This window comes from Hymenobacter sp. UYAg731 (assembly GCF_054061335.1).
This window is the reverse complement of sequence record NZ_JBSSEC010000005.1, coordinates 170,556-189,288: the sequence shown is the minus strand read 5'-3', so window position 1 is coordinate 189,288 and position 18,733 is coordinate 170,556. Positions and strand designations below refer to the sequence as shown.

Below are 18,733 nucleotides of genomic sequence, written 5' to 3'. Positions count from 1 at the left end.
CCGTCATGGCTACCAACGGCCGCACCAATTCAATTTACCCATCTACCAGTCCCCATGAAACAACTGTTGCAACTAGCGCCCCTGGTGCTGTGCTTGGCTGCCTGCCAAAGCAACCCAACCGTTCCCACGGCTACGAACGCAACGGTCCCGGTACCAACCCAACCAGCACCTGCCCAAGAGGAAGCCACCAACCCCGAGCACATCGACCCGAATATCGTCATCGTCATCGGCCTGCCCGACGAGGAGCTGACCACCAAGCAGCTGACGCGCCAGCTGGGCCGCCCCGACCGCATCGCCAAAGGGGCCGTGGAGTGCGGCAGCCGCCTTGACGGCCTTCCGATGGGCAGTCCCGACGGCGACATGTGGTACTACGGCAAAACGATGTATGAGGTGAGCGGCACCCAGGCCATCCTAAGCAGCTTCGATGTCACGTCGGGCAAGTTCCAGGGCAAGCTCGGTAAGCTGGTACTCAATCAAAACACCACGCTGGAAGACGTCCGCCGCTTCTTTCCGGAGGCCGCCAAGGAGGCCGATAAGCCTGCGGGCCCTGGCCGCTCGGGCGAAATAATGAGTCTGCCGTTCTATGATAAAGACGTGCCGCAGGATGGCGCGCTGGAGCTGCAATTTCAGAATGGCAGGCTGCAGGCCGTCGAGTTTTTCAGCCCCTGCTAGCACCGCGCGGAACAACCGCCTCACCCCAGATGCGGCTGATTGCCAGTTTGCGTCTCCCGCCCGGCCAGGCAACTTCCCACCGAAAAAAAGCAAGTAGCTGCCGAAACTGTTTAGCTACCTGCGGCAGCAATTCGCCGCCGCGCAACCCACTCAAACTTTCGCACTATGAACATTGGAATCATCGGGGCCGGCCACATCGGCAGCGCCCTTGCCGTACGGCTCACCAGCCTCGGCCACTCGGTTAAAATCGCCAACTCGCGCGGTCCCGAAACGTTGGGCGACGTAGCCGATAAAACCGGCGCCACCCCAGTTACGGCCCGCGAAGCAGCTCAGCACGGCGAAATCATCGTGGTCACCATCCCGTTGAAAAACATCCCCGACCTGCCCAAAGGCCTATTTGAGGGCGTGGCCGCCGACGTGCCCGTCATCGACACGAGCAACTATTACCCCATGCTGCGCGACGGTCAGATGCCGGAGCTGGAGCATGGCGACCTCACCGAAAGCGAATGGGTGCAGCAGCACCTGGGCCACCCGGTGGTGAAAGTGTTCAACAACATCTACGCCGACCATCTCCAAAACAAAGGCCTGCCCGCCGGCACGCCCGGCCGCATTTCCCTGCCCGTGGCCGGCGACAATGCTGCCGCCAAACAGAAAGTAATGGCCCTGGTAGAGGAGCTAGGCTTCGACGCCGTGGACGACGGCACCCTGCACGAGTCGTGGCGGCAGCAGCCCGGCACCCCGTCGTACGGGGCCGACCTGCCCGCCGATAAGCTGCGCGAGCATTTCGCCAGCCTCGGCAGCACCCGCACCGAGGCCCAGCACGCCGAGTATATGGCCAACCAGGCCAAGGCGGAAGAGGCCATGGCGGCGCAAGGCATCTCGCTGAAATAGCCGCCTGCCGGATAAATCCACAAAAAAAACGCCATGCCCGGCTACGTCCGGCATGGCGTTTTTTTGTGCCCGATTAGGTAGCCATAGCCGCTAACCTGGCAGCTAGCAGCCATCTGGTACTCCTGCTCGCCCCTCGGCCGTTCCTAGTAGCTGCTTCTTGAGAAACTGGAGTAGCTTGCGCCGCACTCGAATCGTCGCTCTTTTCTATGTATTTGGAGATGTTATATGAATTTCTTTTCTATCTAGCATCATGTGGTTAGTGAAGCCTAAACCACATCCGGATAAAAAGAAAAATCATGAAACACTGCATTCTGCTTCTCCTTTGTTGGTTCAGTACAAGAGTTGGAATAGCTCAGCATTCTAACACAAAGGCACAAGTGTATTCAGCATATTTTTCGGAATTCATATTTCAATATGATTCCGTTTATCATAAGCGAATCGAGAACGTTGTGCTAATGCCCCTTGATAGTGGAAGACGCAAATTAGATTTTGATATAGAGTATTTGCGCGACTACTTAAATGGAAACCTAGAAAATAATGAAATATATAAAACCTATGTCCAGCCTAAAGGGTGGGAGCCTTTGTCTTGGTTATCGTACCCGTGGGGGATAGGCCAAATATTAATTAGAGATAGACAGGTTGGTGAAATGCTGATTAGGCTTAATTCTGTTTTAAAAGAAAAACATCAAATTCCCCAGGTGGAAGAGCCTCATGACAAGTTCATACGTGGCAATCAATATGGGTTTAAGCACGACTGGAATACCTTTAAACGTAAGGGTGGGTGGACGTCTTTTTACAAAAAATACAAGCACTGTTACGGCATTGTTGAATTATCAGATGTTGTCTTCTCATTGGATGGTCAGCGTGCTGTTTTCTTTGTTCAACAATACCGTGGTGACTTGGATGGATGGGGAGGGGCCATATTCATGAAGAAAACAGACAAAGGATGGGAGGAGGACTTATCGTTGCAATTCTGGATAAGCTAGGCATTTATGCAAATACAAGTTGCTTAGCTCCCCGCGTTGCTTTTGTACCTTAGAAGCAATATTTCACAATGCACCCCCTCACCGCCTACCGCCCCGCCCTTGCCGCCCTGTGCCGTCGGTACCACGTCCAGCGCCTGGCCGCGTTCGGTTCCGTGCTCACGGCCGCCTTCGGGCCGGAGAGCGACGTGGATTTCGTGGCCGCTTTCGAGCCGATGCCGGTGGAGGACTACGCCGATAATTACCTGGCCCTCAAGTTCGCTCTAGAGCAAGAATTGCAGCGGCCTGTCGATTTGCTGGAAGCGCAGGCCTTGCGCAACCCCTATTTCCGCGCCCAGGTGGAGGCTACGCAGCAGGTGATTTATGAGCGTTGACATCCGCGCCTGCCTCTACGACGTGCAGCAGGCCATTCTCGAAATCGAAAGCTTTTTCGCGGGGCAGCCCATGCTGTTTGCCGCCTATCAGGCCGACACCCGCACCCGCCGCGCCACCGAGCGCAACCTCGAAATAATGGGCGGAGCCGTGGGCCGCATCCTCAAAGCCGACCCCACGTTTCAGCTCTCCAACGCCCGCCAGATTATTGCCACCCGCAACCGCATCATCCATGGCTACGACACGGTTTCCGATGAAATGGTCTGGGGCATCGTGGTGCGCCACCTGCCGCTGCTGAAACAGGAAGTTGATGAACTGCTAAACGGCTAATCTGTCCGATGGCCGCGTACCTTGCTTAGGCTGGTTCGGTAACTGGCTTATTGTGCTCCCCCATGAAGCATTGCCCTACGCTACTCCTCGCCGGGGCCATCCTGCTCAACGCCGGCCCGGCCGCCCGCGCCCAGCAGGCCCCCTCGCCCTACACCACCCGCTTCGCCGTCGAGGCCCCGCTCACGGCCGGGCTGCTGGGCCTGAGCGCCACCGGGCTGCTGCTGGTGCAGCACAAGCGCACCGCCACCGATGCCGAACTGGCTGCCCTCGACCCCGCCAACGTCCCCGCCATCGACCGGTTTTCTGCGGGCCGCTACAGCGAGCACGCCCAACTCATCAGCGACGGCTTCTGCTACGGCACCTTGGCGCTGGTGCCGGCCCTGTTGGCCTTCCAGCCTAACGTACACGGCCGCTACGGGCAGGTGGCCGGCCTCTATTTTGAAACCATGAGCAGCACGGCCGCCATTTTCACCCTCACCGTGGGCACCGTGTACCGCTACCGGCCCTACCTCTACGGCCCCGAGGGCGGCGAGCTGCGCCACGGCCCGGTGGCCACCGATGCGTTTTTTGGCGGGCACGCGGCCCACACGGCCACCGCCACCTTCTTCGCCGCCCAGGTTTTCCACGATTTCAACCCCGGCTCCCGAGCCCAGCCCTACGTGTGGGGCGTGGCCGCCGCCGTGCCCGCCGTGGTGGCTTTCTACCGCATCCGGGCCGGCAAGCACTTCCTGACCGACAACCTGGTGGGCTACGCCGTGGGGGCCACCGTGGGCGTCATGGTGCCGCGCCTGCACCGCAACGACACGGTGTTCGACCCCGCCCTCGTGCCCCCGCAGCGCTTCACCGATTCGGCGGTGGGCGTGGGGGTGGGGGCGGCGGTGGGCCTGGTGGCGCTGCATTTCTACAAAAAGCTGCACCGCTCAGGCGTGTCCATGGTGCCGGTGCAGGGCCTGAATTTGAACGGGTACGCCTACGGCGGCGTGCGCCTGACGCGGGCGCTGTAGCGCGGACTTTGTAGTCCGCGTCCCGGCCATTAGCCCCAGTCCTTGCGTAAGCCTGCTTTAATGCCCGCAGCGCCATGCGCTCTGGCCTGAATTAGTCCCCGTAATGCAAGAACAAATACGACTCGCCGAAGCCCGCGACAAGACCACCGACTGGAAGCAATTCGGCCCCTACCTCACCGAGCGCCAGTGGGGCACCGTGCGCGAAGACTACAGCGCCAACGGCGACGCCTGGAACTACATCACCCACGACATGGCCCGCGCCTACGCCTACCGCTGGGGCGAGGAAGGCCTCGGCGGCCTCAGCGACGATAAGCAACTCATGTGCTTCGGAATCGGCCTTTGGAACGGCCACGATAACCAACTTAAGGAGCGCCTTTTCGGCCTCACCAACGGCCAGGGCAACCACGGCGAGGACGTGAAGGAGCAGTACTACTACCTCGACAGCACCCCTACGCACTCCTACATGCGGATGCTGTACAAGTACCCGCAGGCCGCTTTTCCTTATGATGAACTGCGGGCCGAAAACGCCGCCCGCACCCGCCAGGACCCCGAATTCGAGCTGTTCGATACCGGTGTTTTTTCTGAAAGCCGCTACTTCGACGTCTTCATTGAATACGCCAAAGCCGGCCCGCAGGACCTGCTCATCCAGCTCACCATCCACAACCGCGGCCCCGAAGCCGCGCCGCTCACGGTGCTGCCGCAACTCTGGTTTCGCAACACCTGGACGCTGGGCTACGACGACCACCGCCCCGAAATGCATCGCTCTCAGGTCGATACCATCGCCGCCGAGCACCGCGACCTGGGCCGCTACCAGCTCTATTGCGACCAACCAGCCGAGCTGCTGTTCTGCGAAAACGAAACCAGCCCCACGCTCTTCGGTAAGAAGCGCAAGAAGAAAAACAAGGCCCACCGCTACTTCAAAGACGGCATCAACGAGTACGTAGTAGAAGGCCAGGCCACGGCCGTGAACCCCGCCCACACCGGCACCAAGGCCGCCGCCCGCTACCAACTCACCGTGGAGCCCGGCCAGCCCCAAACCGTGCGCCTGCGCCTCAGCCAGCCCGCCCACGAAGCCGCGTTTGCCGATTTCGACCACCTCTTTAACACCCGTCGCCAGGAGGCCGACGAGTTTTACGACTGCATCCAGGAGGGCCTCACCAACCCCGATGCCCGCAACGTGCAGCGCCAGGCCTTCGCCGGCATGCTCTGGGGCAAACAGTTTTATTACTATGATGTGAGCCAGTGGCTCGACGGCGACCCCGCCCGCCCGGCCCCGCCCAAGGAACGCCTCGAAGGCCGCAATTGCGCCTGGCGGCACCTGCACAATGCCGACATCATCTCGATGCCCGACAAGTGGGAGTACCCCTGGTACGCGGCCTGGGATTCGGCCTTCCACTGCCTGCCGCTGGCCATGGTCGACAGCACCTTCGCCAAGCAGCAGCTGCGTCTGCTTTGCCAGGATGGCTACCTGCACCCCAACGGCCAGATGCCGGCCTACGAGTGGCATTTCAGCGACGTGAACGCACCCGTGCATGCCTGGGCCACCTGGCGTGTGTACCAGATGGACCGCAAGTTGCACGAGCAGCCCGACACCGCCTTCCTAGAAGCCGTATTCCAGAAGCTGGTCATGACCTTCACCTGGTGGGTGAACCGCAAGGACCGCGACGAGCGCAACATCTTCGAGGGCGGCTTCCTGGGCATGGATAACATTGGGGTGTTCGACCGCTCGGCCCCGCTGCCCACCGGCGGCAAAATCGAGCAGAGCGACGGCACCAGCTGGATGGCCATGTTCGCCCTCAACCTGATGCGGATGGCCCTGGAGCTGGCCAAAACCACGCCCGTGTACCAGGAAATGGCCACCAAGTTCTTCGAGCACTTCCTCTACATTGCCGATGCGATGACGCGCGGGGGCGGCGGCCACTTTAACCTCTGGGACGACGAGGACCAGTTCTACTACGACGTCCTCCACGCCCCCGACGACTCGCGCACCCGCCTGCGTATCCGCTCCATGGTGGGCCTGATTCCGCTGTTTGCCGTGGAAGTCATTGACGACGAGCTGCTGCAAACCGTGCCCGAATTCTACGCCCGGGCCTTGGCGCTCATCCAGCGCCGCCCGGCCCTGGCCGCGCTCGTGAGCCGCTGGCAGGAGCCCGGCCAGGGCGCACGCCACCTCATGGGCCTGTTGCGCCAGAGCCGCCTGCGCAGCGTGCTCACCCGCATGCTCGATGAAACCGAATTCCTCTCCGAATTCGGCATCCGCTCGCTCTCCCGCTACCACCTCGACAACCCATACTGGTACCATATGGGCGAAAAGGACAGCTTCTCGGTGGCCTACGTGGCGGGCGAGGCCGACTCGGATATGTTCGGCGGCAACTCCAACTGGCGCGGCCCGGTGTGGTTCCCGGTCAATTACCTGATTATCGAGTCGTTGCAACGCTACCACGCCTACTACGGCGAGGCATTTATCATCGAATACCCCACTGGCTCGGGCCAGCTGCACACCCTGGCGCAGGTGGCCGATGCCCTCTCGGCCCGCCTCGCCCGCCTCTTCCTAAAGGATGAAAACGGCCGCCGCCCCGCCTTGGGCGACACCGAAATCCACCAAACGGACCCGCATTTTCGCGACAACCTGCTCTTTCACGAATACTTCCACGGCGACGACGGCCACGGCCTCGGGGCCAGCCACCAAACCGGCTGGACCGGCTTGGTGGTGCGCCTGCTGCACAAGGCCTAGTAGCAAAGTAGAGGGGGACTTTTAATCTGCGTCCCCTCGCCGTTAGCCTCGCGTGGGTATCCGTCAGGGACGCGGACTAAAAGTCCGCGCTACTGCTACCTCGGCCCGCGTGCGCGGCAGGCTGGCCGGAAACTCGCGCTGTAAAAACGCCACCAGCCCCTCGCGCACCGCGCAGCGCAGGTCCCAAAGGGCGCTGGCGTTGGCGGCGCTCACCAGGGCGCGCAGCTCCAGGGTGCGCTCTTTGGAGTCGGTGACTTGCAGTACGCACACGCGCTGGTCCCAGAGCGGGCTGGCTTCCAGCAGGCGGCGTAGCTCGGCGCGCAGGGCCTCGATGGGCGCGGTGTAGTCGGTTTGGAGGAAAACCACGCCGGTGAGGCGGGCGCTGGTGCGCGTCCAGTTCTGAAAGGGCTTTTCGATGAAGTAGTTGAGCGGCAGCACCAGCCGGCGCTCGTCCCAGATGCTGAGCACCACGTAGGTGAAGGTGATTTCCTCCACCCGGCCCCACTCGCCTTCCACCACCAGCACATCATCAATGCGAATGGGCTGGGTGAAGGCAATCTGAAACCCCGCCAGCAGGTTGCTGATGGAGCGCTGCGCCGCAAACCCCACAATTACACTGGCAATGCCGGCTGACGTGAGCAGGCCCGTACCCAGCCGGCGCACCGTCTCAAAGCTCATCAGCACCAACCCTACTGCCACAAACGCCACCAGCGAGCCCGCCAGCTTCTTGAGAAACTGCAGCTGCGTGAACAGCTTGCGCACCTGCAGATTATCGGTCCCGCTGAGCTGGTAGCGTAGCTGCACCAGGTCCTGAAATACGTCCAGCGTCCTGATAAGGCCCCAGGCAAAGGTGAGAATCAGCGTGAATTCGATGAAGCGGCGCAGCACCTCAAACGGCCTGGGCGGCAGGGGCACCAGCGGCAGCAGCAGCGAAACCGCCAGCACCGGCAGAAACCAGGCGCTGGCCGTGCGCAAGTGCTGCACGATGGAGCGGGCCAGGGCCGAATCCTCGCGCCGGTCATAGGCCCGCAGCAATCCGAAGATGACGAACCGCACCACCAGCCCGGCGGCCAGCCCGCCCAGCAGCACGGCCAGGCCCGTAAAAATATCGGGAAAATGTGAGAGCAGGTGTGCTATTCGTTCGTTCATAATGACCAGCGGCGCGGGCTATGCGACCGGCCTTCGGGTGAGCAGGGTGTACCCCGCCCGGCCCCGAAAGGTTAGCTGGTGGCCGGCAGCGCCCGCAGCGCCGCCAGGGATTCCTCGGTTTGTCGGCGGCTCTTTTTGGCCTTGCGGGCGTTGTCATTGTCGCGGTCGGTTTCGCGGGTGGGCACGGGGATGCCGTTGGCAAAGTAGCTGAGCAGCGCCGCGCGCAGGGCAGGGGTGAGGTGCTCAAAATCGCGCCGGTGCAGCTGGCGCAGCAGCTCGCCGTAGGTCTGGTCGGCCAGCACGTAGGCGGCGGGGTGGGTGGGCGCGCCGGTGTCGAGGTTGGTGTCGGCTAGGGGGCGGGTTTTGGTGGTATCAGCCGGCTGCTGTTTTACCAGCGTGCCGAATCGGGCCAGTGAGGCCTGGTAGCTGCGGTGAAACTGCAGGGCCCCGGCCGCGTCGGGCAGGGTGAAGGCGTAGGGCTTCAGCGGGCCGATTTTGGGCAGCACCCGTAGCACGCCCGCCATCAGGCGCGCCCCGAAGCCGGGCCGCTCGTAGTCGTGCCCAAACTCGCGGCGGTACTGGCGGCGGTTGTTATGATACAGCGAATCGCCGCGCCGGGCACGGGGGCTCAGCTCCTTTATCTCGTCGTGCTTGTGGTACCAGGCGGCCCGCGCCGCTGCCGGCAGCAGCTGGTTCACCGCGAAGCGAAACATGGCCACGCTGGCATCCACGCTCAGAAAAATCTGCTTCATTTCCAGCCCGTAGGTTTGCCGGAAAGCGCGCTCCATCACCGGCTTGCTCACCCGGAAGCCAATGGCCTTGTGGTAGGCCTGGGTACGGTAGAGGCCGGCCGCCACCTGCACCACATCGAAGGAAAACTCCAGCTCGGTGTGCCGCACGCGCGACTGCTCATACGTCACCACCGGCCCGAATTTGGCCTTCAAATCAGGATACACCGTCGGGATAATGAGGTTGGTGCCCTTGGGGTGGCCCTCGTTGTCGGCGGCGTAATGGGCCAGCGCGCCCAGGGCAAAGGCATACTCGTTGCGGTTGCGGGCCTGGATGAGCAGGTTGCGCACGAAATCGCCGGCCCGCACGTAGTGGGTGAGGTTGGTGAAGAACGTGGAGCCCAGCGGGTAGTAGCCCATGTCCTGCAAAATGGCCCCGCCGTAGGCGTAGCTCTTGGCCTCGTTCATGGCCTCGGTAGTGCCGCCGGGGTAATGGCGCTGCAACAGCGGCGCGATGGAGCTATCCCAGGTCGAGTCGACGATGGCCTGGTGGGTGAGTACCGAATAGGCGGCGGCCGGCGCAAGGGGTGCGGCCAGCAGCAGCAGGAAAACCAGAAGACGAAAGAGCATGAAAGCGGGCGCGAGACAAGCAGAACTGTGGCAACGTGGAAACCCGTCCGACCGTTGTTTGCCGCGCACCTTTCGGCTTCGGAAAATGCCATAACTTGGCTGCGTCTTTTTCCACTATCGCCGCCTATGCTGACTACTACCTTGCCACCCCAGCCAATGGCGAGCCGGGCCGCCACGCCCCGCGTGCAGGCCATCGACGTGGTGCGCGGCCTGGCCATGGTCATCATGGCCCTCGACCACATCCGCGAGTTCTGGACGCCCACCGCCGTGCGGCCCGAAGACGTGGCTCACGCCTCGGCGCTGCTATTCTTCACGCGCTGGATTACCCATTTCTGCGCGCCTACGTTCGTGTTTCTGGCGGGCACCAGCGTGTTCCTGTACCAGCAGAAGCAGCCCGACCGGGGCCGGGTGAGCTGGTTTCTGCTCACGCGGGGGCTATGGCTGGTTTTTATGGAAGTGGTGATTATCAACTTCTTCCTGCAATGGGGCGCTTATAATGTCATTCTGCTCCAGGTAATCTGGGCCATTGGCTGGGGCATGGTGGCGCTGGCCGGCCTCATCTGGCTGCCGCGCTGGCTGGTGGCCACGCTGGCCCTGGCCGTCATTCTGGGCCACAACGCCCTGCCCAATATTCAGCCCGTAACGGCCGCCACGTTGCTGCCGGCCCTCATTTACGACAGCCCGTTCCTCTACCAGCTCACGCCCAAGCTACCCGTGCTGGCGGCCTACACCATCCTGCCCTGGGCGGCGGTGCTGGCGGCCGGCTACTGCATCGGGCCGTGGTTTCAGCTGCCGCTGCCGGCGCGCAACCGCCTGTTGCGGCTGGCTGGAGCGGGCGCGCTGCTGTTCTTTGTGGTGCTGCGGTTCAGTAATTGGTACGGCGACCCGCAGCCCTGGGCCGTCCAGCCACGCGGGATGTTCTACACCGCGCTGTCGTTTATCAACGTAACCAAGTACCCGCCGTCGCTGCTGTTTCTCAGCCTCACGCTGGGCGTGGCGCTGCTGCTGCTCTCGGTGGCCGAGGACGTGTCCGGCCGCCTGGCCCGGTGGCTGAGCACCTTCGGTAAAGTGCCCATGTTCTACTACCTGCTGCATTTCTGCCTCATCAGCGGCGGCGCGCTACTGTGGACGTGGGCGGCGTTTGGGCGGCCTTACAACCTCTCGTTTGCCCCGCCCGGCGCGCCGCAGCCGGCCGCGTATCAGCCCAGCCTGCTGCGGGCGTACGTGGTGTGGGCGGTGGTGGTGGTGGCGCTGTATTGGCCCTGCCGCTGGTACCTGGGCTACAAGCAGCGGCACGCGCACTGGTGGCTGTCGTATCTGTAGGGCCGTGCAGCTGCTCAACCGCTGCTGAAACCGAACCAAGCCCGCCGGATTATTCCCGGCGGGCTTTTTCATGCAGCGACGACAATACCGCCAGGAAATATTTTCTGGTGAGAAAGGGTAGGGGTTTGATTGATTGGGCTTTACCTTGCCGTGGGGTTGCTTGGCCCCGGTTTTTCTCGTTCACCACCCATCACCAACCCATGAAACAACGCTACCTCCGCTTTTGCCTGCTGCTGGTGCTGCTGGCGGCCACCCTGGCCGTGCAGGCCCAGATTGAGCCGGCCGCCCAGTACACCACCCTCACCCCGGCCCAGCTGATGGCCTGGACCGCCACCGGCCCCACCGCCGTGCCGGCCAACGTGAGCACCGTACCCCTGGCCACCCGCCAGAATTCGCTGGCTCCGCAACTCAACCCCGCCCAGAGCTTCAGCTCCAAGGTGAACTGGTGCCCCGATGGCATGAACAACTTCGTGGGCTACCTCAACGAGCAGCCCCAGTTCAACCTCTACAACTTCACCCACTGGCAGTATATCGATGTGCTGACGTGGTTTGCCAGCCCGGTGGGCATTCCGTGCCGGCCGTGGGTGGAAGCCGCGCACCGCAACGGCGTGAAGATTATCGGCACCGTTTTCACCGATGGGCCGGGCTTCGTGGCCCTCACCCAGAAGGACGCGGCCGGCAACTACCTCGGGGCCCAGAAGCTGGTGGACGTGGCCAATTACTACGGCTTCGATGGCTGGTTTTTCAACGAGGAATCGCGCCTGAGCACGGCGCAGGCTGCCGAGCTGATTAACCTGCTCAAGCAGCTGCAAGCCCTCCGGCCAGCCGGCATGGAAATCCACTGGTATGATTCCATGCTGCCCAGCGGTGTGGTATCGTATCAGAACACCCTGAACACCAGTAATGCCCCGCTGCTGCAAAGCGGCCCCGACCGCGTGAGCGACGCCATGTTCACCAACTATTTCTGGTCGGGCGCGGGCGCATTTAACACCGCCGTGGCCACGGCCGCCAGCATCGGCCGCAGCCCGTTCGACGTGTACAGCGGGGCCGATATCTGGCCGGGCCGCAACCCCCAGCAGCTGTTCAACAGCACCACCTGGCTGGGCAACTACTACACCGGCAACAATCCCGCCACCCCGCGCACCTCCCTGGCCGTGTTCGCCCCCAACCTCACCTTCAACGGCGGCCTGAGCAACTTCAACAGCAACCCGGCCGACTACCAGAACTTCTACAACACCGAGGTGCGCCTTTTTTCTGGCGATGACCTCGACATCACCACCGCCGACGCCAGCGGGTGGTCGGGTTTCGGCTACTACCAGCCGGTGCGCTGCGCCATCACCAGTCTGCCTTTTGAAACCAATTTCTGCGTGGGCCAGGGCAAAATTTTCGCCAACAACGGCGCGGTGGCCGTGAAGGGCTGGACCGACATGGCCAAGCAGGCCCTGCTACCCTCGTGGCAGTGGGCGCGCACCGGCGCGGCCACCGTCGGCGTAGGTTTTGATTTCAGCCGCGCCTGGTACGGCGGCACCAGCGTGGCGCTGGCCGGCAGCCTGGCCGCCGGGGCCAGCACCACCGTCAAGCTCTACCAAACCAGGCTGCCCATCACCGCCTCCACCAGCCTCGACCTCATCTACAAGGGCCGGGCCGCCGGGGCCAGCAGTACCCGCCTGGCCCTGTATTTCAGCGATAACCTGACCACGCCCGAATACCTCAGCGTGCCGGCGTTGGCCGATACGCTCTGGGCCACCACCACCGTATCGCTGGCCGCCTACGCCAACCGCGAGCTGGCCATCATCGGCGTGCAGGCTACTTCGGCCACGGCCCTGGCGGCCTACCGCTTCAACCTCGGCAAGCTGAAACTGTACAACGGCACGGCCGCCGCCGTGGTGGCCGTGGCCAACTTCGCGGCCACGGCCACCACCGTGCTCACCGGCCAGCCCGTCACCTTTGCCAACTCCTCCACCAACGCCACCAGCTACGCCTGGACGCTGCCCGGGGCCACGCCCGCCAGCAGCACCGCCGTGCATGCCACCGCTACCTACGCCACGGCCGGCACCTACGCCGTGACGCTCACGGCCAGCAGCCCGGCCGGCCAGAACGTGCTCAGCCGCCCGGCCTATATCACCGTGCTCACGGCCCCGCCCACGGGCAGCAACACTTCCCTGAGTTTCGATGGCCTGAGCAAGTACGTCGACGCCGGCATCATCAATATGAGCGGCGCGGCCTTTAGCCTCGAATGCTGGGTGAAGCCCAACTCCTTCAAGGCCACGTCGCCCTACATTTCCAGCCTGCTGGGCATGGAAGACGGCGGCGTGAACACGCTGCTGCTGCGCCTCGGCGACGGGGCCATCGACCCCAGCCAAGTGCAGCTCGTGGCCCAGCTGGGCGGCAGCACCCGCAAGCTGGCCTCGGTAGCGCGCCTCGCGTCCGGGCAGTGGACCCACCTGGCGGGCACCTACGATGGCACCACGCTGCGGCTCTACGTCAACGGCGTGCTCGATAACTCCCAGGCCGCCAGCGGTAGCCTGACCGCGAACGCGCCCTTCACGCTGGGCCGCAACTACGCGGCCTCGCGCGGCCTCGACGGCCGCCTCGACGAGGTCCGGGCCTGGACCCGCGCCCTCACCGCCGCCGAAATCGCGGCCAACGCCTGCAGCGTGCCCGCCACCAGCACCGCCCTGGCCGCCTACTGGAAGTGCAACGACTCGCCCAACCTGACGGCCGCCGACGCCTCCGGCCACGCCCACCCCGGCACCCTCACCAACATGGCCGCCAGCGACTGGTCGGTCGATGTCCCCGCGCAGTGCGCCAATATCACCGCTACCCGCCCGGCCTCGGCCAGCGCGGGCCTGCAAATTCGGGTGTTCGGCAACCCCGTGCCCGGCGGCCGGGCCGAAATCGAAATCCAGGGTGCCCAGAATCAGCCCGTAACGGTGCAGGTGAACAACGCGCTGGGGGCCGTAGTGTGGCGTCAAACCGTGCCGGCGGGCTGCACCACGCGCCTCAGCGTGCCGCTGTCTGGCGCGGCGGGCCTCTACACGTTGCGCGCCAGCACGGCCAGCGGCACCGCCACCGTGAAGCTACTGAAGCTATAGCAACCGGCTTGCCCTCAGGATGCTGCCGCCGAAAGAAGGGATGGGCTTGCCATAAGGTGAGCCCCTTTTGCTTGTAAGTCAGCCTGCGCCGCCTCCCAGCCCTCGCCTGAAATGGCGCGGGTGGCATCGATGAGGACGGTGGTGGTAAAACCCGCTTCCAGCGCATCGAGCGCGGAGTAGTACACGCAGTAGTCGGCGGCTAGGCCAGCCACGAAAACTTCGGTCACGCCCCGGCCGCGCAGGTAGTCGGCCAGGCCGGTGCTTTTGCGGTGGTCATTGTCGAAAAACGCGCTGTAGCTGTCGATTTCCGGATTCATTCCCTTGCGGAAGATGGCCTCAATGCGCTCGGTGTGCAGGGCGGGGGCCAGTTCGGCCCCTTCGCTGGCCTGGGTACAGTGGTCGGGCCAGAGCACCTGGGGCAGGCCGTGCAGGTCAATCTGCTCAAACTGGCTGCGGCCGACGTGGCTGCTGGCAAAGCTCTCGTGGCCGGCCGGGTGCCAGTCCTGGGTTGCCACCACCAGCTCGAAATGCGGCTGTAACGCATTCACCAGCGGAATGATGGCGTCGCCCTCGGGCACGGCCAGCCGGCCGCCAGGCAGGAAATCGTTTTGAATATCGATGAGTAGCAGCGCTTTCATGAGGCAGGAAATGGGAATAGAGGAGACAGCTGGGGGGAATTTAGCAGCAAAACCAAGCATCTGGCCGGGAGTTACGTTTACGCTGGTACGAACATACGTTTCTCCATCATGCCCGACCTTCAAAACCAGATAATCCTCGTCACCGGTGCCACGTCCGGCATCGGCAAAGTCACGGCCACCGAGCTGGCCAAAATGGGTGCCCACGTCGTCATCCTGGCCCGCAGCGCCGAAAAAGCGGCCGATACCCAGGCGGAAATCAAAGCCGCCGCTGGCCACGACCACGTCGACGTGCTGCTGGCCGACCTCGCCGACCTGGGCCAGGTGCGCCGCGCCGCCGCCGAGTTCAACGCCCGCTACCCGCGCCTCGACGTGCTGGTGAACAATGCCGGGCTGATTTTTGGGGCCGAGCGCCAGCTTTCGCCCGATGGCAACGAGATGGGCGTGGCCACCAACCACCTCGGACCATTCCTGCTCACGGCCCTGCTCTTCGACAAGCTCAAGGCCAGCCCGGCCGCTCGCGTAGTCAATGTGGCCTCGGAAGCGTACCGCATTGCCCGGCCGGATTTGGCTGATTTTCAGTCGGCGCGGGGCTACGGAGCGTTGCGCGTGTACGCTAATACCAAGCTCTACAACATCATGTTTACGCAGGAGCTGGCCCGCCGCCTGCGCACCCACGGCATCACCAACGTGACCACCAACGTGCTGCACCCCGGCGTGGTGGCCAGCGGTTTCGGCAGCAGCTCCGGCGGCCTGATGAGCCTGCTCACGCAGCTGGGTCGTCCTTTCATGATTTCGACGGCGAAAGGGGCTGAAACCAGTATTTTCCTAGCCTCCTCGCCCGCGGTGGCGGCCGTTAGCGGCGGCTACTTCGATAAGAAAAGAGCCGAGCCCGTAAAAAGCTCCTTCAATACGCCCGAAAGTGCCGCCCGGCTCTGGGCGCTGAGCGAGGTGCTCACGGGGGCGCAGTTTCTGGACTAGTCAGGGAGTAAAGTGCTGAAAAGCAACGTCATGCTGAGCGGGGTCGAAGCATCTCTACCTGCAAGTAATTCATTTACTATTGCGGTAGCGATGCTGCGGCTGCGCTCAGCATGACGTTCTTGAGATATACTCGTCCTATGGAAGGACCTAAACTGCCGGATGCGCTGGGTGAATTGCCCGCCACTCATCCTCCAGAATACCCATTTCGATGAGTGTCCAGTAGCCGTCGCCGTGGCGCACCACGTCGCGCATCACGCCCTCCTGCTGGAAGCCGCACTTGAGGTAGCAGTTGATGGCCGCGTGGTTGAAATCGTAGACGCCCAGGCTGATGCGGTGCAATTTCAGGTCCTCGAACCCGATGCGCAAAAGCGCCTTTACCATGCCCTGGCAGATGCCCCGGCGGCGCTCAGTGGTGTTGCCCACCAGCACCCGGGTGATGCGCCCGGCCCGGTCGCGCTCGCTGATGCCGCCCAGCGAAATATGCCCGACGGTGACTCTGGTTTTAGAATCCACCGCTTTGTAGATGAAGACGTTGGGGTCGTTCACGTCGTTCGAGCCTTCGATGTACCAGCTCAGGCCGGCCTCGGTGAGGGGGAAGGAAAACATCGAGCCGCTCCACTCTTTCATCAACCGCTCGTCGTCGACCCATTCCATGAGCTGGGTGAAATCGTCGGAGGTGAAGGGTTCCAGTTTAATCATACAAAAAAGGGGAGGGCCGGCTTGATAAGCCCGGCAATAAGCCCGCAAGATAAGGCGCTACGGAGCTGTTTTGCTAACCAATCGGGCGGCTGGCTTGTTAGCGGCCTGCTCCTTAAAAAACCCTAATTCCCGTCATGAACTTAGCCACCAACACCATCCTGCTTACCGGCGGCGCATCGGGCATCGGCCTGGCCCTCGCGATACGTTTCCTGCAAGCCGGCAGCACCGTCATCATCGTGGGACGGCGCGCCGATAAGCTGGCTGAAGCCCAACAGCGCTACCCCGGCCTGATTACGCGCCAAGCCAACGTGGCCGACGTGACCGAACGCACCGAGCTGGTGCGCTGGGCCACCGCCGAATACCCGGCCCTCAACGTGCTGGTGAACAACGCCGGCATCCAGAACCGCATCCAGCTGGCCGAGGACGCCGCCACCGACTGGGAGCAGCGCCGCGAGGAGCTGGTTATCAACGTGGAAGCGCCCATTCACTTAGCTACGTTGCTGGTGCCGCACCTGCGCCGGCAGCCGGGCGCGGCCATTATCAATGTCACCTCGGGCCTGTCGTTTGCGCCGGCCGCGTTCGTGCCCATTTATAGCGCCACCAAAGCAGCGCTGCATTCGTTCACGCTCTCGCTACGCCACCAGCTGGCTCCCACGGGCGTTTCGGTGCTCGAAATCGTGCCCCCGGCCGTGGATACCGACCTCGGCGGGCCGGGCCTGCACACCTTCGGCGTGAACGTGGACGAGTTTGCCGATTCGGTAATGGCGCGGCTGGCGGCCGGCGAGCAGGAAGTGGGCTACGGCAGCTCCGAAAAGTCGCGCTTGGCCTCACGGGCCGAGCTCGACGAGCAGTTTCGGATGATGAACAACCGGTAGTAGCTGGTAATAAACCTGAAAAAAACATCCGTCATGCAGAGCCCAGCGAAGCATGACGGATGTTTTGTTATAGGTTAAGGCCGATTCCTCACGCCTCTAACCGCAGCACTTCGCGGCTGTGCTCGCGCACGGCAGCGGCCAGGGCCGGATTATCGGCCAGCTTCTGGCCGAAGGAAGGCACCAACTGCCGGAACCGGGCCTGCCACTCGGGCGAGGCGGCGCGCTCGGGGAAGCACTTCTGCACCAGCTCCAGCATGATGGCCACGGCCGTGCTGGCTCCCGGTGAAGCGCCCAGCAGTGCGGCAATAGAGCCGTCGGCGGCCGTCACCATCTCAGTGCCAAATTCGAGCACGCCGCCTTCCTTCTTGTCCTTTTTGATGACCTGCACGCGCTGGCCGGCCACTCCGAGCTGCCAGTCGGCGGGGTCGGCCTCGGGATAATATTCGCGCAGGGCGGCGGTGCGTTCCTGGGGCGTTTGCAGCACCTGACCGATAAGGTATTTGGTGAGGCCCATGTTGCGCGCCCCGGCGTAGAGCAGCGGCCGAATGTTGCCCAGCTCGATGGATTTGAATAAATCGGTGTACGAGCCCTTCTTCAGAAACTTGGTGCTGAAGCCCGCGTAAGGCCCGAACAGCAGCTCTTTGCGGCCGTTTATCTGGCGGGTGTCGAGGTGGGGCATTGACATGGGCGGCGAGCCCACGGCGGGCTTGCCGTACACTTTAGCTTCGTGCCGGGCAATCACGGCGGGGTTCTGGCACTTCAGCCACTGCCCGCTCACGGGGAAGCCGCCGAAGCCGTTGGCCTCCGGAATCCCCGACTTTTCGAGCAGCGGCAGCGAGCCCCCACCGGCCCCAATGAACACGAAGCGCCCCCGTACAATACGGCTCTGGCCGGTGGCCAACTCCTTCACCTTGAGCCGCCAGATGCCGTCGTCCTTGTGCCGGAAATCCTCCACCTCGTGGCCCAGGTGCAAATCCACGCCCGGCAGGCTCTTTAGATAATCCGATAACGCGCGGGTAAGGGCGCCGAAATTCACGTCGGTGCCCACGGCCATGCGCGTGGCGGCCACCGACTGGGCCGGGTCGCGCCCGTCCATCACCAGCGGAATCCACTCGGTGATTTTGGCCGGGTCAGTGCTAAATTCCATGCCCTGAAACAGGGGCGAGTGCAGCAGCGCGGCGTGGCGCTTGCGCAGGTATTCCACGTTGGCATCGCCCCACACGAAGCTCATGTGCGGAATGCTGTGGATGAAGGCCGTGGGGTCGGGCAGCTGGCCTTCCTGCACCAGCGAGGCCCAGAGCTGCTTGCTCAGCTCAAACTGCTCGGCAATTTTATCGGCTTTGCTGATGTCAATCGAGCCATCGGGCCGCTCGGGCGTGTAGTTGAGCTCGCAGAAGGCCGAGTGGCCGGTACCGGCGTTGTTCCAGGCATCGGAGCTTTCGGCGGCCACGGCATCCAGCCGCTCGTAGCCGCTGATGGTGAGGCTGGGGTCCAGCGCTTTAAGCAGTACGCCGAGCGTGGCGCTCATGATGCCCGCGCCAATGATGATGACGTCGGCAACGGGTTTGGCAGGGGAGGAGTCGGGTGAATTCATGTAAATAGGTAAGGGGGCCGCTGGCAATACGGGGGACG

Annotated in this window: 16 protein-coding genes; 11 read left to right on the top strand and 5 right to left on the bottom strand. The window is 63.1% G+C overall.

Features of this window, described 5'->3' with window-relative positions:
* The first annotated feature begins 54 nt into the window (after nucleotides 1-54).
* The 7 genes from ACVWYF_RS16680 (at nucleotide 55) to ACVWYF_RS16650 (ending at nucleotide 6,986) form a co-directional block, all read left to right on the top strand.
* Nucleotides 55-672 carry a hypothetical protein gene (locus ACVWYF_RS16680; RefSeq protein ID WP_457070047.1) on the top strand — a complete coding sequence of 206 codons (618 nt, stop codon included), beginning with the start codon at nucleotides 55-57 and terminating at the stop codon, nucleotides 670-672.
* A 129-nt stretch (nucleotides 673-801) separates the two neighbouring features.
* Nucleotides 802-1,563: an NADPH-dependent F420 reductase gene (locus ACVWYF_RS16675; protein ID WP_457070588.1), complete on the top strand. Its 762-nt coding sequence runs from the start codon at nucleotides 802-804 to the stop codon at nucleotides 1,561-1,563.
* Nucleotides 1,564-1,859: 296 nt separating this feature from the next.
* Nucleotides 1,860-2,549 (top strand): hypothetical protein, encoded by a 690-nt coding sequence (locus ACVWYF_RS16670; RefSeq protein WP_457070045.1) that lies wholly within the window; start codon nucleotides 1,860-1,862, stop codon nucleotides 2,547-2,549.
* Between the two features lie 68 nt (nucleotides 2,550-2,617).
* On the top strand, nucleotides 2,618-2,920 hold the full coding sequence (locus tag ACVWYF_RS16665; RefSeq protein WP_457070043.1) for a nucleotidyltransferase family protein: 303 nt from the start codon (nucleotides 2,618-2,620) through the stop codon (nucleotides 2,918-2,920).
* Nucleotides 2,910-3,248 (top strand): HepT-like ribonuclease domain-containing protein, encoded by a 339-nt coding sequence (locus ACVWYF_RS16660; RefSeq protein WP_457070041.1) that lies wholly within the window; start codon nucleotides 2,910-2,912, stop codon nucleotides 3,246-3,248. Before ACVWYF_RS16665 ends, ACVWYF_RS16660 begins: the two co-directional genes overlap by 11 nt.
* 62 nt (nucleotides 3,249-3,310) lie before the next feature.
* Nucleotides 3,311-4,252 (top strand): phosphatase PAP2 family protein, encoded by a 942-nt coding sequence (locus ACVWYF_RS16655; RefSeq protein ID WP_457070039.1) that lies wholly within the window; start codon nucleotides 3,311-3,313, stop codon nucleotides 4,250-4,252.
* Nucleotides 4,253-4,355: 103 nt separating this feature from the next.
* Nucleotides 4,356-6,986, top strand: coding sequence for an MGH1-like glycoside hydrolase domain-containing protein (locus ACVWYF_RS16650; RefSeq protein ID WP_457070037.1), 2,631 nt, complete (start codon nucleotides 4,356-4,358; stop codon nucleotides 6,984-6,986).
* Nucleotides 6,987-7,049: 63 nt separating this feature from the next.
* Here the strand turns inward: ACVWYF_RS16650 and ACVWYF_RS16645 are convergent, their stop codons facing one another.
* Nucleotides 7,050-8,135 (bottom strand): mechanosensitive ion channel family protein, encoded by a 1,086-nt coding sequence (locus tag ACVWYF_RS16645; protein ID WP_457070035.1) that lies wholly within the window; start codon nucleotides 8,133-8,135, stop codon nucleotides 7,050-7,052.
* Between the two features lie 71 nt (nucleotides 8,136-8,206).
* Complete coding sequence (locus ACVWYF_RS16640) at nucleotides 8,207-9,493, bottom strand: zinc dependent phospholipase C family protein (protein ID WP_457070033.1); 1,287 nt, start codon at nucleotides 9,491-9,493, stop codon at nucleotides 8,207-8,209.
* Nucleotides 9,494-9,619: 126 nt separating this feature from the next.
* Here ACVWYF_RS16640 and ACVWYF_RS16635 point away from each other — a divergent pair, with 126 nt between their 5' ends.
* Both ACVWYF_RS16635 and ACVWYF_RS16630 read left to right on the top strand, forming a co-directional pair.
* On the top strand, nucleotides 9,620-10,816 hold the full coding sequence (locus ACVWYF_RS16635) for a DUF1624 domain-containing protein (RefSeq protein ID WP_457070031.1): 1,197 nt from the start codon (nucleotides 9,620-9,622) through the stop codon (nucleotides 10,814-10,816).
* 200 nt (nucleotides 10,817-11,016) lie between these two features.
* Nucleotides 11,017-13,911 (top strand): endo-beta-N-acetylglucosaminidase, encoded by a 2,895-nt coding sequence (locus ACVWYF_RS16630; RefSeq protein ID WP_457070029.1) that lies wholly within the window; start codon nucleotides 11,017-11,019, stop codon nucleotides 13,909-13,911.
* A gap of 14 nt (nucleotides 13,912-13,925) precedes the next feature.
* Here ACVWYF_RS16630 and pncA read toward each other — a convergent pair whose 3' ends face one another.
* A complete protein-coding gene (gene pncA / locus ACVWYF_RS16625) occupies nucleotides 13,926-14,549 on the bottom strand; it encodes a bifunctional nicotinamidase/pyrazinamidase (RefSeq protein WP_457070027.1) in 624 nt (207 codons plus the stop codon).
* A 108-nt stretch (nucleotides 14,550-14,657) separates the two neighbouring features.
* On the opposite strand from pncA, the gene ACVWYF_RS16620 reads away from it, so the two are divergent.
* Nucleotides 14,658-15,527, top strand: a complete 870-nt coding sequence (locus ACVWYF_RS16620) for an SDR family oxidoreductase (RefSeq protein WP_457070025.1) — start codon at nucleotides 14,658-14,660, stop codon at nucleotides 15,525-15,527.
* A 147-nt stretch (nucleotides 15,528-15,674) separates the two neighbouring features.
* Here the strand turns inward: ACVWYF_RS16620 and ACVWYF_RS16615 are convergent, their stop codons facing one another.
* Nucleotides 15,675-16,226 (bottom strand): GNAT family N-acetyltransferase, encoded by a 552-nt coding sequence (locus tag ACVWYF_RS16615; protein ID WP_457070023.1) that lies wholly within the window; start codon nucleotides 16,224-16,226, stop codon nucleotides 15,675-15,677.
* 134 nt (nucleotides 16,227-16,360) lie between these two features.
* On the opposite strand from ACVWYF_RS16615, the gene ACVWYF_RS16610 reads away from it, so the two are divergent.
* Nucleotides 16,361-17,101, top strand: a complete 741-nt coding sequence (locus ACVWYF_RS16610) for an SDR family oxidoreductase (protein ID WP_457070021.1) — start codon at nucleotides 16,361-16,363, stop codon at nucleotides 17,099-17,101.
* An 88-nt stretch (nucleotides 17,102-17,189) separates the two neighbouring features.
* On the opposite strand, the gene ACVWYF_RS16605 is transcribed toward ACVWYF_RS16610, so the two are convergent.
* Nucleotides 17,190-18,695, bottom strand: coding sequence for a malate:quinone oxidoreductase (locus ACVWYF_RS16605; RefSeq protein WP_457070019.1), 1,506 nt, complete (start codon nucleotides 18,693-18,695; stop codon nucleotides 17,190-17,192).
* Between the last annotated feature and the right edge of the window lie 38 nt (nucleotides 18,696-18,733).